The sequence below is a fragment of the Paenibacillus sp. cl141a genome (assembly GCF_900109305.1).
Taxonomy (GTDB): domain Bacteria; phylum Bacillota; class Bacilli; order Paenibacillales; family Paenibacillaceae; genus Paenibacillus_AQ; species Paenibacillus_AQ lautus_A.
In genome coordinates this window covers 281,585-295,598 of sequence record NZ_FNZO01000001.1, presented here as the reverse complement: position 1 = coordinate 295,598, position 14,014 = coordinate 281,585, and the positions used below count along the sequence as shown (strand labels likewise).

Sequence of the window (14,014 nt, the reverse complement as noted above, 5' to 3'; positions counted from 1 at the left end):
TCGAAATCTAGAACAAGGACAATTGCTCAATCTCCATATTTTTCAAAAAGCTTCTTCTATGCATGGCGGTAGGTCCGTGCAGCTGCAGCTGTTCCCGGTGGAACTTGGTAGCATAGCCTTTATGTACGGCGATTCCGTAATCCGGATAACGCGCCTCCCATTCCCCCTCGCACAGCCTATCTCGGGTGACCTTGGCTATAATGGAAGCTGCCCCAATGGACTGGCTGTTGGCGTCCCCTTTAATGATGGCACGCTGGGGAATATCGCAATCCACCGTCTCGGCATCAACAAGCAGAAACTGTGGGGGAACCGCCAACTGCTCGATCGCCTTCTTCATCGCAAGCCTTGCGGCTTGTTTGATGTTAATGAGGTCAATCGTTTCCGCATCCACCAAACCGACGCCGACCGCCAGCGCCTGCTCCATGATAAGGTCGTAGAGGGTTTCCCGTTTCTTGGCACTGAGTTTCTTCGAATCGTTAATTCCTTCAATGACCAGCCCTTCCGGCATAATGACCGCCGCAGCGACCACATCGCCGAACAAACAGCCGCGGCCGACCTCGTCGATGCCTGCAATATGTATATAACGGCTCCAATACTCTCGCTCGTACATTAATAAATCTGTCATAGGTTTAACCCCTTTGGTTCCGAATTACCGTTTGTTGCCTATTCGTTCACACGGTGTATCGCATCTATTCTATCAATCTAGTAACTCTTCTAGAGTATCATACTCTCCAGGGAGCGTCACCCTTTTATCCCGTTCCGCATCCCGGCAGGAACGGGTTCGTCCATCGGCGAACCATCGGTTATAATCTCCGAAAAAAAGAGCCGCCGCCAGCAGCGTCAGCTCTTTCCTTTATTCGATTATCGATCCTTGGCCTCAGAGCCCAAGCCGCCATCGCTGACGAGCCGAAGCGGCATCCGGCTCATTCAATTCCAGCCCCGAACCGTCAGCCTTTACGGCAAGCGCCCGTCCATCGTAGACGGATCGGATGGTTACCGCATCATCTTCCTGACGTTCCACTCTCCACCGCTGATTGTTATAACCGAGATACGTGTATAACTGAATCCGGTTCTGCCCGGTATCCACATCCAAAGCCTTCCCTTCCGGCGTGCGAATGGAATACGTGCCTTCCTCTCCTGTCGGCACCCATACCCATAGCAGGTCGCCCGTACCCGTTGATTCCTTCAAGGTAACGAGTTCGCCGTTTACGGATTTCTCGGTATAGATCGCCTGGTTCACGGCTTCGTTCGTGAAGCTGGTTTTCGTCAGTCGAGCTTCAGACGAATGACGGACGTAGACATTTTGATAGGAAGCCTGTCCGCCAAACACATTGACCCCAAAATGCCCTTCGGCAAATGTCCCGTCCATCACATCGATGACCGTCTTCCCGTCCACGCCGACTTGAATATGCGGACCTTTCGCTTCAATCCTCAGGTGATAGGTTCTTCCCCCTTGGATAAAGCCGGGGACGCTGGCCAGGACTTGTCGTTCCTCGAATCGACCTTCGACCATGTAGAAGAGCCGGATCGACTTCAAGCCAGGGTCCAAATTCAGATAATATCCGCTGCGGCCGTCCCCGCTTGCCCGAAACAGCATGGATCCGGCACCGCCTGCTTCCCCAAGCCGCATGTCTCCCTCGAACGTAAAGTCTCCTGCCTTCTCTTGCGCCATATAATTAGCATCACTCGAATGGCTGCCCCGGATTCCATGCTCAGTAAGGACCCACTTCGAGGCCGTAAGATCCGGTTTCCATCCCGTCAGATTCGTTTTGAATGTTCCGCTCGAGACCAACACGCGGGTGCTCGCCGATATTTTTCCGTTCGGGGTTGAGGCCGTAATGACGGCTTCTCCCGCATTCGCCGCTTTCAATACGGCATGGGTCTCATCGGATGAAACAATCCGGACCGTATCGGGATGACTGGATGACCAAACCAGAGGTTTCTTTCCGTTGCCCGGGACACGATCCACAGCTGCGTACAACGATTCGGTCTGTCCCTGGGACAGGTCCAGCTCGTATGAATCCAACAGAATGCGGGAAGCAGGTTCCGATGGATCAAGAGACCTCCAGACGGAATCCAGCTCATGCACCTTCAACGATTTCAGCTTCACTTGGCCGCCTTGGGTGTAAAAGCTCATCCCCCGTCTGGCTTGATCCGGAAAAATAACGTCCGAGAACACAACCCTTCCGTCATTGCCGAACACCTCGACGGAAGATTCATCGACATAAATACGCAGCTTGACCACTCCATCTACGGGGTGCAGCAAAGCTTTGTGTTCGATCGAGAACAGGCTGGAAAAATCCGTGGTTCCCGATGCCGAACGGTCAATGAACATGTGATGCGCAGAGTTGTTATAACCGACAACCGTCTGTTGTCCGCCGCCTGCCCGCAGCCGGAAGCCGAATTCCAGCTCGCTGCCGTCTGTCGGAATCTCGACTTCCGCCTCGATTTCAAACGCACCGGCCTGAATACCCTTTAACACATTCTGCGAGGTCTCCGTCACTTGCCTGTTATTCACATGGATGACGGTATTCCGGAGGGTCTCTAGCTCAGGGATTGGAGACTGGTGCAGGCGTATTCCCTCACTCGTCGTTCTGAGCGACAGCTCTCTAGGGATGGTCAGCTGACCCTTCCAGCCCGAAGTCGGAAAACTGAAGGGATAATCCCAGTTCGTCATCCATGCCAGCATGATTCTTCGATTGTCCGGCAGGTCGGAGAAGGACATGGAGGCGTAGAATTCCTTGCCCCAATCCGTTCTCAGCACGGTCCCCGCCGTATGATCATTCATAAATTTGCCGTCTGGCGTCACATCGCCGATAAAATATTCCGCATCGGAGCCTTGGGTGTTCGGATTGGCGCCGCTGCTGATCATCAACACCCATTTACGCTGACCGGAGCCGTCCACGGCGAGCTGAAACAGATCCGGGCATTCCCATACGCCTCCACGGATATATTCCCCATAACCGAAACGGTCCGTTAAGGTCCAATCGACCAGATTGTCGGAGATATAGAAGCGGATATGATCTCCCCCTGATACCACCATGATCCAGCGGTTGTTGGCTTCATCAAGGACCACTTTGGGATCGCGAAAATCCCACCCTCCCGGATCCTCGCCCTGTTTGCCCGGGTTCTCGATGAGAATCGGCCGTTCCTTCGAATACGTCCAGGTCCGTCCGTGATCGGTGCTGTAAGCAAGTCCGATCTTTTGGTTCCCGCCCGGCCGATCAGGATTGAAGGATGTATAGTAGGCAATGAGTCCTTTGCCTCCAGAATCCCCGAACAGACCTGAAGCGTTCGTTGTATCGGCTACGGTCGAACCCGACCAGACATGTCCGAGATCGTTCCAAGGCAGTGCGATCGGCAGCCGGTTCCAATGCACCAGATCCCGGCTGACCGCATGCGCCCACTGGCCTCCGTCCTGATGGAAGAGATGATACTCCCCTTCGAAATAGACCAATCCGTTCGGATCGCTTGCCGAGCCTCGGATTGGGCTATAGTGATACTGCGGGCGATATTCCTCCGTATAATAATCCGCCATCGGGGTTACGTAAACATCCTGAAAGTAAGCCGTTCCGGTCTTTACCTTCATCCCGATCGATCCGCCCGCGTAACTTCCCTCGGATACGTGGATCGCAGCGGGTTCGTAACCATCTACAGCCATTTGAATTCTGTCTCCGGAGACGTGGATCTCCACATGATGCGCACTTGTGGGCAGGCTTGGGTAGGTATGGCTCGATGCGCCAATCACCTTTCCATCCGAAGTTTCCAGCGTTACCCGGACCTGATCATCCTCTCTCCTGAATACGGCTTCGTATCCCTCCGTTCCTTGATCGTTCCCTCTCCAATAGAACCCGGCTTCCGCCTGTCCCCCTAAGGTGATATTGCCTTCCAGCACATAATCCGCAGCCGCGTTCTTATAGATCCTGTAGGCTTCGAGCCCCTTCGATGCCGACCCCTTAAGCCCTTTGATGTCAGGCTGCCATTCCCCGCTCGTAGCTGCCGGTCCGAACAGGTTGCCTTTCCACTCGCTTACCTTGATATTTTGAAAGAGGGCGGAGCCGTCCCACACATGAAGACCCAGGTATCCTGTGGAATAAGCCGCATCATCGACTTCAATCATCGGTTCATATTGGCTTCCCCAATATACCTTGATATTGCTGCCTACCACCTTGACCTTAAGGTGAACGATTTCCCCTTGGCTCAACGCGACCGCTTTTTCCACCTTCAATCTTCCATCCCCTTCGCGGGCATCCTTGAGGCGAACCAAGCCAGCGCTTGGCACGATTTGCAGCATATACGATGACCAGCCGTCGACGCTTGAACGAAAGACCAGCGAAGCATCTGCTTGCATATCCGTAATCATCACATCGGCTTCATAGACAAAATCATCCGCTCTGGTTGCGGAGATCGCCGCCGCGTTCTCACTTGAATTGGAGCTAAGCCGTAAACCTTCTGCCGTTTGTTCCATCCTGCCGCTGCCTTTCAACTCCCACCCCTCGAGGTTGGTATTTACATTGGATACGCTTTCAAAAATGTCGTTTTCTCCTTTCCCCTTCAAAGCTGCATTCTCTTCATGGATCGCTGACGCCGCCCATGCCGAACCCGGAATGACGCTTGTCGCCAGCAACATGGTCATCGTGATCGCAGACATCGTGCGCAGCAACATGGTATGTACACCCTGCGGTAATTTCATATATCCACCTCTTTTCGATTCTTTCCCCCCGTTATATTGGAAGGAACAGCCCGAACAATCGGACTGTTCTCCTGATGACGAGCCTGTTTAGGATTGCGAATCTTGCCATGCCCGGATTCCCAGAGCCAATGCCCCGCATAACCCGGACTGGGTGCCTAATACTGGGGGAACTATATAATGTTCGATATCATGTACAATTTCGTCGGCAAGCACATATCCGTTCAAATTGCGCCTCACCTCTGCACGAATGAGGGGATACAGCTGAGCTTGCTGCATTACGCCGCCGCCCAGTATGATCTTCTCCGGGGAATTCGTCAGAATCAGTCCGGTGATGGACTGCGCTATATAATAGGCTTCGATTTCCCAAGCGGGATGGTCTGCGGGCAGCAGATGTCCTTTCAATCCCCATCGGGCTTCAAGCGCCGGCCCAGCTGCCAATCCTTCCAAGCAATCGCCATGGTAAGGACAGGTTCCTCCAAAGGCATCTTCGGGATGGCGTTTTACGGGAACATGCCCGCCCTCCGGATGTACCAATCCATGAACCAGCCGGCCTTCGCAAAAAAGGCCAATCCCAAGACCTGTACCCACCGTATAATAAGCGCAGCTTTTCAGCCCCTTGGCCGCTCCCCAAGTCGCCTCGCCCAAAGCAGCTGCATTGACATCCGTATCCCATCCAAAGGGAATATCCATATGCGACTTCATGTTACCGAGGACATTGATCTGCGACCAACCATGTTTCGGTGTTGACGTTACATACCCGTATGTCGGGCTCTCCGGCTTCAGATCAATGGGTCCAAACGACCCGATGCCAATGGCTTCTACCTCATGATCCTGGAAATAGGAAATGGCTCTGGCTAATGTGCCTTCCGGCCGTCCTGTCGGAAAGCTGATGCGATCCTCGACGATTCCGTTTTCATTCCCGATACCGCAGACAAATTTGGTGCCGCCCGCTTCCATTGCTCCAATACGCATAACGCCGAATCTCCTTATTACTCATTCATAGTACTTTTACTGGCCGCTAGATGAAGAAAACTCATAGACTTGCAGGGACTCTATCACCTTCCGGCCATCATCGGCAAATACGGTTATTCCCGTTGAAGCAGGATCAGGATAAATCAAATCCGTGATCACCGCCTGCCCGCGATCCGCGAACAGTTCCACGGACGAACGATCCACGAAAATCCGCATCTCCAGAATAGAGCCCGATGCCTGTAGCGGTGCCGAATGCTTGCCCGGGAAATCCTTATGGAAATCCGCCTGCCCTGAACGGCTGCGATCCACGTAAACCTCGGCAGATCCTGCATCCCAGCCGACCAAGGTCTCTTGCCCTAATCCTGTCCTTACTTTCAAACCAAGCGAAAATGCAGCATCAAAGCGGACAAGGATCTCGCTGCTCTCCAACTGCACAGCGGCTAACCGGACAGCGGCTTCATCCACAGCGATACCATGCAAGGAAAGCAACTCGGTGCGGTGCGCTTCCATTTCGCGAACCGGCTGCTGCGTTAGCATGACTTCGCCTTCCAGCGTCTCCAGCTTGAGTTCCCGGACCAAGGTCATGGCCCCCCTCCAACCATCCGTTGGCGTCAGGTTTGCGTATTTCCAATTGCTCATCCAGCCGATGAACAGCCTTCTGCCATCCGCTGCCGGAATGTCCGACCAGCTGACCCCGGCATAATTATCTCTGCCGTAATCCAGCCACCGCACTTCACCTTTGGTGCGTTCATCCGGCATAAACGTTGTCCCGTCAAAATCCCCAATGAAATATTGCGTTCTGGAGCCCTCGACGAAGGCCGGATCATCCCCAATGCTGACAAGCATGACCCATCGCACTCCACTGTCTTCCGTTGCAAGGGGAAACAGGTCCGGACATTCCCAGACTCCATCATGAAATCCGATGCCCTCTCCAAACTCGCTGGCAAATACCCATTCCTTTAAGTTTGAAGATCGATAGAGACATACCGTCTGCCCGCATGCCACAATCATCACCCACTGCGATGACGGTTCATGCCAGAACACTTTGGGATCCCGAAAATCAACATAGCTGTCATGACTTAGGACCGGATTGCCGTCATACTTCGTCCAGGTTCTACCTTCGTCCTTGCTGTACGCCAGACTTTGGTGCTGAATCATTTGCTGTGCGCCCGGAACATCATGATGGTGCGTGAAGATCGCCACAAGCCCGGGCCCTTCATCGAAAAATCCGCTGGTGTTGTTCCAGTCCACAACCGCACTGCCTGAGAAGATCGTGCCATGCTCATCCGGCGCTAACGCAATGGGGAGCTCTTCCCAGTAAACCAGATCCTTGCTGACCGCATGTCCCCAGTGCATGGGTCCCCATGTGGTGCCAAATGGGTGATGCTGATAAAACAAATGGTATTCCCCATTAAAATAGACCATGCCGTTAGGATCATTCATCCAGTTCTTCTGAGGTGAAAAATGGTAGGCATTTCGATAGTTTTGCTGTTCCGTGTTCTTCATTTGTGATCTCCTTCATTATCGTTATCATGGATTTACGACCGTACTTCAACGATATGCAGGAACGGCCGCTGCATTCCATACGGTTACTTCATGTTTCTGTCGTATCCCGTTTGTTTGATCGTCAGCCACTCCTGAAGCCCAAGTCGATCCAATTCCTTCAGATAAGCATCCCATTCCTGATCTACTTTTCCATTCTGGTACCATTCGGTGCGCATTCTTTCCAGGTAAGGGAACAAGTCCGCTTCAATCGTGGATAAGCGATCCAACTCGTCGATGGAGAAGAACACTTTCGGGTATGTATTCTCCGCTTTCATGTGCGGTACCATGACGTCTTTCATGAGTTTGAGCCTCCACGCCGCATCATCCGGCATCGTGGTGTATTTTCCATAATACTCGTCCAGGATCGCAAGCGGCCCCGCGATGCTTGTTTTTTGTCTAAGCTCAACCGGAGCCGTGCCCTCAAGCGGAAGGTGCTTCAGCATCCCTTTGGCTTCATCCAGCTCAAAAATATTCTGCTGGGTATCGTCGCCGTAAGTTCCCCAGTTGTTCTGAACCGATTGGAGCGGTTCATACATGGCATCAATCCATTTGGCCGTTTCCTCCAGCTTCTTGTTGCTGCTGGTAATGACCAATCTTCCCCGGTCCAGTCCGATTCCGTTCGTCCTCGTTACATTGATCTCTCCGGTTGGCCCTGCAAGCGGCGGCATCAGGTCATACGTATCATTCATGCCCGTGATGTTGGCTTTATCCCATGTAAAATACATCCCGTACCGATGGTCTTTTCCCTTGGCCAGGTAGGTATTCCAATCCTGCTGGAATGCTTCGATGTCGATTAATCCCTCTTCATATAAATCGTGAATGAATGCTATGGCTTCCTTATACCCTTCCTCTGCGGCGGTGAACACCACCTTGCCGTCATCCGTAACAACGGTGTGATCCCAGTTCTCGCCCAAGCCGAATGAAGCAAACAGGAATGTCAGATCCTCGCCGCCCGGCTTATTTATGAAGGAAAGCGGTATTTCGTCAGCCTGCCCGTTTCCGTTCGGATCTTGGGTTTTGAACGCCTTTAATACGGTTTTCAGCTCTTCCGTCGTAGTTGGCATGTCCAGCCCCAAGGCGTCGAGCCACTCCACGTTAATCCATGGGAAGTTATCCACCGATTGAATCCGCTCTTTCCCTGAGCCCAACTCCTCGATCCATGGAAAGGAATAAATATGCCCATCTGGCGCCGTAATCATGTTGACGTATTCCGGTGCTTCCTCCAACACTTTTTTCAGATTGGGCATATGCTGTTCGATTAAATCCTCCACGGGAATGATGACTCCGTCCTTTGCCAGCTTCAGCAGATCGTAATCTCCGTACCCCGCATCGAAGATGGCATCAGGCAAATCTCCGCTTGCTACGGCCAGATTGCGCTTTTCCGCAAATACATCGCTGGTATAATTCTTCCACTGGATGTGAATGCCCGTTTTCTCCTCCAGGCGCTTGTTGATCAGCTTCTCGTTAGGGTCCGCAGGAGCCAGCGGCGAGCTTTGCGTCAGGACGTTCAGGGTGACTTTACCGTCCGGCGACTCATTTGAGGCTCCCCCCCCCTTGCCGCAACCGGACAAGAGCAGCACGGCTGCGAGAGCTGTCAGGGTTACCGCTTTTTTACGGTTATGTTTCTTGGATCTCTTCGTATTCATATCAATGACCTCCCGAATCCTGTATTTGGATAATTATGTTGAAGGCGGCCCGCTATTTGAGAGAGCCTACCATAACACCTTTCTCGAAGTACTTTTGGAAGAACGGATACATAATCAATAGCGGAAGGCTGGAGATCACGATCGCCGAATATTTAATCATTTCCGAGAGCCGTTTCAGCTCCGCCATCGCAAGCTGGTCGCTGATCATGCCCGGCGCAGCCTGGTTTTGTATGAGGATCGATCGCAGAACGAGCTGCAGCGGATGCAGCTTGGGATCGTCCAGATAGATCATGGCATCGAAGAATGCGTTCCACTGCCCCACGAAGGCATACAGCGCGAGCACAAAGATAATGGGCTTGGATAGCGGCAGTACGATCCGGAAAAAGATTTTCATATCGGAAGCCCCATCCACATTGGCTGCCTCTTTCAATTCATTAGGCACTCCTTTGAAGAAGGTTCGTGACAAAATGATGTTCCACACGTTCACCGCGCCGGGGATGATCACGGCCCATACCGTATTGAGCATGCCAAGCTCCCTTACAAGCAAATACGTAGGGATCAGTCCGCCTCCGAAAAAAATGGTGATAATGAACAACGTCATGAAAAAATGGCGTCCGGCCAGCCGGTTCTCCGAAAGTGCGTATCCCGCACAGACCGAAACCGTTACCGTGAGAAGCGCAAATGCTGTCGAATAGAAAACGGCATTGCCAAATCCGCGGAGCATCGCGGGGTTGGACAGAATCATCTGATATCCTTCCAGGCTCCAATCGGAGATTTTAAAAGATAGTCCTTGATTCAGCAGCACGGTGGGATCCATGAACGAGGCCACCACAATGTAAACCAATGGAACGACAACGACCAGTACGGCAAGCGTTAAAAAGATCGCATTTAATGACAACAGGAAGCGGTCGAAGCGTGAATGTTTGACGGCCATGAGTATGACTCCTTTCCTAGTAGAGGCCTTCGCCTTCATTGAGCTTTCTGACAATAAAGTTCACCGTTACAAGCAAAATGACATTGATGACGGAGTTGAATAAACCAACGGCAGCCGAGTATGCATAATCGCCTGACTGTAAGCCGACCTTGTACACATAGGTAGCGATAATCTCCGAAGTAGGAAGATTCATCGAGGTTTGCATCAGATACGCCTTTTCAAAACCTATGGACATAATGCCCCCTGCCGCCAGTATGAAAACGATCGCCATAATCGGCCTAATCGTAGGCAGATCGATATGTCGGATGCGCTGGAGAAGGTTAGCTCCATCCAGGCTGGCCGCGTTATGCAGCTCGGGATCCACATTCGCAAGAGCAGCCACATAGATGATGGAGGCCCATCCGGCACCCTGCCATATATCCGATAGAATATAAATCCACCTGAAGTATTCCGGCTGCGACATAAACATCAGCGGACTTCCCGTCATCCAAATGACCAATTGATTGATCGGCCCCGTCGGGGACAAGAAGATAAACAGCATCCCGACAATGACGACCACCGAGATGAAGTTGGGCGCGTACAGGAACAATTGAATATTTTTCTTGACTGCCGCTTTGCGAACCTGGTTTAACATGAGCGCAAGCAGGATCGGCACCGGAAAGCTAAAGATAAGACCAAAAAAACTCAATTTAAGCGTATTCATAAAAATGACATCAAAATTAGGCGAGGCGATAAATTTTTCAAAATGCTTGAGCCCGACCCACTCGCTCCCGAGGATTCCTTTAATCGGGCTGAAATCCTTAAATGCGATAACGGCACCGTACATCGGAACGTACTTGAAAATAAGGGTCAATATAAGTGCCGGGGCCAGCAGTATGTACAGAAAATAGTTTTTCTTGATGAAAGTGAGCGTTCGACCTGCGGAGCTCCGCCCCCTGATTACCCCTGCCCCCTGATTGGCTGGTTCCACTGAATGTCTCAAACCTGTTCCCCCGTTCTTTCTAGAGAAGTTTACATATTGCTTACAGAAAAGGCTTTCATTTTTCACTTATGTTGAATGTCGCTTTTACAATTTATCAAATGATGTAACATCAGTCAATAGTATTTGTAAAATTTAATTTGTGCAATTGACAACATTATTTGTTCATTTATTTCCTCTTCTGTCATAAAAATGAGCAGCACAAGCTTTTTTCCTTATAAAGTTGGAAGGGTTTATTATTTTTTTCCTTGTTAGATGATGTTTCAGCCAATTTAAATAAATAGCAGCCAGGAAAATGACAAAACCTCTTCTGTTTAAATGTTAAATATATTGTGCATTTGTAAAGTCAAGGTTGCTATTTGGGCTAATCTATTATACATTTGATTTAAGATATTCAGAGGTCATAAGCGACTGGAAGAAACAGTTGACCTTCGCATGAACTTGATCATTTGAGGTGAAATCAGATACATGACGAAAGAAAAAGTCACAATTCAAGATATTGCCGATGCACTGGGAATCTCCAGAAACACGGCATCCAAGGCTCTGAACGGGAGCGAAAGTATTCCGGATGAGACGCGCAGCAAGGTTATCCGAAAAGCGATTGAACTGAAATACAAACAGTTTGCTTTCATGGAGACGGACAATCTGCTGACCAAAAACCCGGGAAACATCGCTCTTCTGACGGCGAATCTCCCAAGCACCTCCCATTTTGGCTCGCGATTAATCAGCGGGCTTGAGAAACGAATCAGCGCGGAAGGATATAACCTGTCCATTCATATTGTCCGTGACATCGATCGAAGCTCTCGAACGCTGCCTAACAATTTTGAATCATCCAAAGTGGATGGCATCATATGTATCGAGTTATTTGATATGGAATACAGCAGGGAGCTCACAAGCCTGGGCCTGCCTACCGTATTTATCGATTGTGCCGCTGACATGTTCTACCCGGATTTGCAGGCGGATTTGCTTCTGATGGAGAATGAACACAGCACCTGCCACATGACCAAACGGCTCATCGAGCAGGGCAACGCGTCTTTGGGATTCATCGGGGACATCCGGCACTGCAAGAGCTTTAACGAACGCTGGGTGGGATTTAATCGGGCTTTGACCGAGATGGGGATCCAGCTGGATCCGGAACAGTGTGTCCTAAACCCGGACCGTGAGTTTTTCTCCGAGTCCGACTGGATGGAGAAGCGGCTGAAACAGATGAAACAGTTGCCGTCCGCTTTTGTATGCGCCAATGATTTTATTGCGGTCAATGTGATGAAAGCCTTGAAGAATAGCCATATCGCCATCCCCGGCGACATTGCCGTATGCGGCTTTGATAATGCGCCTGAATCGCGCATCGTTGAACCCCATTTATCCACGGTACATATCTATAGCGATGAAATGGGAATTGCTGCGGCTAACATGCTGTTGTCCCGGGTAAAAGAACCGGCGCTGCCCTATCAAGTCACCCATATCCAAACCAAGCCGATCTTCAGGGCATCTACCGAAAAAACAGACTAGTTTTATCCTTTTCATGAACAAAGAACCGTTCTGCCGGTATTCGGCTGAACGGTTCTTTCGGTTTAATGGGGTTGGAGAGACAGTGCATTCTCCCTTAAACGAATCAATAAGGCGACTCCATGGAATATCGCCCAAGCTTCCCTGCGCGAAGCTCACGCAGGAATAGGCTCGAGGCTTTTTCCAGATCGACTCTTCCGCCGCTTACGATACAGCCGCGTTTTCTTCCGATCGCCTCCATGACCGCGACGATTTCATCCGGGTTGTCCAGATCCGTCGGGCGCTCCTTCAGGTCAAAGCGCTCGCTCATCGTTTCCCAGTAATAGTTGGCGAAATATTTGATCGCAAAAAAGGCAATATCCTCTACGTTCAATATTTCCTCTTTGATGGCACCGGTTACCGCTAAGCGGTATCCTACATTCTGATCCTCGAACTTCGGCCACAAAATACCGGGGGTATCCAGCAATTCCATCTCACCGCCGGCAACCTTGATCCACTGCTGCCCTTTCGTGACGCCCGGACGGTCTCCCGTCTCCGCGATGTTACGGCCGGCAAGCCGGTTAATCAGCGTGGATTTGCCAACATTTGGTATGCCGACAATCAACACCCGCATCGCTCGCGGGTTCATGCCCTTGGCGATTTGTTTGTCGATCTTCTCTTTCAGCAGCAGCTTAATCTGGTTCGGAATATCCTTAACGCCCGTCCCCGTGGATGCATCGACGGGAAAAGCCGTCAGTCCGTCTTCTTTAAAATGGGCCTGCCATTGCCTTGTAACCTCAGGATCGGCCAAATCGGCTTTATTCATAATAACGAGCCGCGGCTTGCCCTGCAAAATCTCGTCGATCATCGGATTTCGGCTTGAGAGCGGAAGCCTTGCATCGATCAGTTCTATAACGGCATCGATCAGCTTCAGCTTCTCCTGAATTTGACGGCGCGCTTTGGTCATATGTCCAGGAAACCATTGTATTGTCAAACGTCGTCACCTCTACTTTGCTCTGCAAACTTTCATCGTTTCTATAGCGCCATGCGGCTGGCTAATGGTTGATGAGCCCTATGTCTTTAATCGGCCAGAAAATCAAGTCTGCTCGACCGATAATATCCCCCAAAGGAACATATCCTATCATTCGGGAGTCGGTACTGTTGGAGCGGTTATCCCCCATCACGAACACATGGCCCTCCGGGACAACGCCGTCCTGAACAAACGAGTTTGGAAAATCCGTGTTATTGTATAATCGATTTTCCGCATGGGCTTGATCAATTGCTTCCTGTATGTAGGTTTCATTCACAGGTTCCCCGTTGACAAGCACTTTATCGCCTTCCACTTTAACCGTATCACCGGCAACCGCGATCACGCGTTTAATGAAATCCCTGCCCTCGTCGGGAACATGGAACACGATAACTTCGCCACGCTCGGGTTTGCGGATGTCATATAAAATCTCGTTGACGATCAGCTTCTGATTCGAAACAAAATTAGGTTCCATCGATGGTCCCTGCACAATAAACGGTTTAAAGAGAAGCCAGCGAATGAGAACGACGAGAACCAGAGCGATGAGAAGAGCCTTCAGCCATTCTACAAGCTCGTTCTTAGCCTTTTTGGCCGGTTTCCCCACGTTGGTTTCAATGGCCTCCTGGTGTTGATCTTTCTCCATAATCCACCGTCCTTCCCTATAGATCGCTTTCGCATGATAACGATTTTTGGATATACAAAAGGGGCTTGTATATACGCACAAGCCCCTTTT

Annotated in this window: 10 protein-coding genes; 1 reads left to right on the top strand and 9 read right to left on the bottom strand. The window is 50.9% G+C overall.

Translation table 11 applies throughout. The annotated features are described in order from the left end of the window. Positions 1-7: 7 nt before the first annotated feature. The 7 genes from BMX45_RS01410 to BMX45_RS01380 all read right to left on the bottom strand — a co-directional run bounded on the left by BMX45_RS01410 (position 8) and on the right by BMX45_RS01380 (position 10,730). On the bottom strand, positions 8-625 hold the full coding sequence (locus BMX45_RS01410) for a ribonuclease HII (RefSeq protein WP_090908182.1): 618 nt from the start codon (positions 623-625) through the stop codon (positions 8-10). 252 nt (positions 626-877) lie between these two features. Next, on the bottom strand, positions 878-4,693 hold the full coding sequence (locus tag BMX45_RS01405) for a GH32 C-terminal domain-containing protein (RefSeq protein ID WP_090908181.1): 3,816 nt from the start codon (positions 4,691-4,693) through the stop codon (positions 878-880). Positions 4,694-4,780: 87 nt separating this feature from the next. Beyond that, the gene (locus BMX45_RS01400; RefSeq protein ID WP_090908180.1) at positions 4,781-5,665 is read right to left on the bottom strand and encodes an ROK family protein; all 885 of its coding nucleotides are present in this window, start codon (positions 5,663-5,665) and stop codon (positions 4,781-4,783) included. 36 nt (positions 5,666-5,701) lie between these two features. Continuing rightward, on the bottom strand, positions 5,702-7,171 hold the full coding sequence (locus BMX45_RS01395; RefSeq protein WP_090908179.1) for a glycoside hydrolase family 32 protein: 1,470 nt from the start codon (positions 7,169-7,171) through the stop codon (positions 5,702-5,704). A gap of 83 nt (positions 7,172-7,254) precedes the next feature. Further along, positions 7,255-8,856, bottom strand: a complete 1,602-nt coding sequence (locus BMX45_RS01390; protein ID WP_090908178.1) for an ABC transporter substrate-binding protein — start codon at positions 8,854-8,856, stop codon at positions 7,255-7,257. Between the two features lie 52 nt (positions 8,857-8,908). Further along, complete coding sequence (locus tag BMX45_RS01385) at positions 8,909-9,790, bottom strand: carbohydrate ABC transporter permease (protein ID WP_090908177.1); 882 nt, start codon at positions 9,788-9,790, stop codon at positions 8,909-8,911. A gap of 16 nt (positions 9,791-9,806) precedes the next feature. Further along, on the bottom strand, positions 9,807-10,730 hold the full coding sequence (locus tag BMX45_RS01380; protein ID WP_254777959.1) for an ABC transporter permease: 924 nt from the start codon (positions 10,728-10,730) through the stop codon (positions 9,807-9,809). 507 nt (positions 10,731-11,237) lie between these two features. Here BMX45_RS01380 and BMX45_RS01375 point away from each other — a divergent pair. Then, positions 11,238-12,278: a LacI family DNA-binding transcriptional regulator gene (locus tag BMX45_RS01375; RefSeq protein ID WP_090908175.1), complete on the top strand. Its 1,041-nt coding sequence runs from the start codon at positions 11,238-11,240 to the stop codon at positions 12,276-12,278. 103 nt (positions 12,279-12,381) lie between these two features. Here the strand turns inward: BMX45_RS01375 and ylqF are convergent, their stop codons facing one another. Both ylqF and lepB read right to left on the bottom strand, forming a co-directional pair. After that, a complete protein-coding gene (gene ylqF / locus BMX45_RS01370; RefSeq protein WP_090908174.1) occupies positions 12,382-13,248 on the bottom strand; it encodes a ribosome biogenesis GTPase YlqF in 867 nt (288 codons plus the stop codon). A gap of 61 nt (positions 13,249-13,309) precedes the next feature. Continuing rightward, the gene (gene lepB / locus BMX45_RS01365; protein WP_036663956.1) at positions 13,310-13,924 is read right to left on the bottom strand and encodes a signal peptidase I; all 615 of its coding nucleotides are present in this window, start codon (positions 13,922-13,924) and stop codon (positions 13,310-13,312) included. Positions 13,925-14,014 lie beyond the last annotated feature (90 nt).

Excerpts from the sequence above, each read along its gene's own strand:
- BMX45_RS01410 (WP_090908182.1), bottom strand. The coding sequence starts at position 625 with ATGACAGATTTATTAATGTACGAGCGAGAGTATTGGAGCCGTTATATA.
- BMX45_RS01405 (WP_090908181.1), bottom strand. The coding sequence starts at position 4,693 with ATGAAATTACCGCAGGGTGTACATACCATGTTGCTGCGCACGATGTCT.
- BMX45_RS01400 (WP_090908180.1), bottom strand. The coding sequence starts at position 5,665 with ATGCGTATTGGAGCAATGGAAGCGGGCGGCACCAAATTTGTCTGCGGT.
- BMX45_RS01395 (WP_090908179.1), bottom strand. The coding sequence starts at position 7,171 with ATGAAGAACACGGAACAGCAAAACTATCGAAATGCCTACCATTTTTCA.
- BMX45_RS01390 (WP_090908178.1), bottom strand. The coding sequence starts at position 8,856 with ATGAATACGAAGAGATCCAAGAAACATAACCGTAAAAAAGCGGTAACC.
- BMX45_RS01385 (WP_090908177.1), bottom strand. The coding sequence starts at position 9,790 with ATGGCCGTCAAACATTCACGCTTCGACCGCTTCCTGTTGTCATTAAAT.
- BMX45_RS01375 (WP_090908175.1), top strand. The coding sequence starts at position 11,238 with ATGACGAAAGAAAAAGTCACAATTCAAGATATTGCCGATGCACTGGGA.
- lepB (WP_036663956.1), bottom strand. The coding sequence starts at position 13,924 with ATGGAGAAAGATCAACACCAGGAGGCCATTGAAACCAACGTGGGGAAA.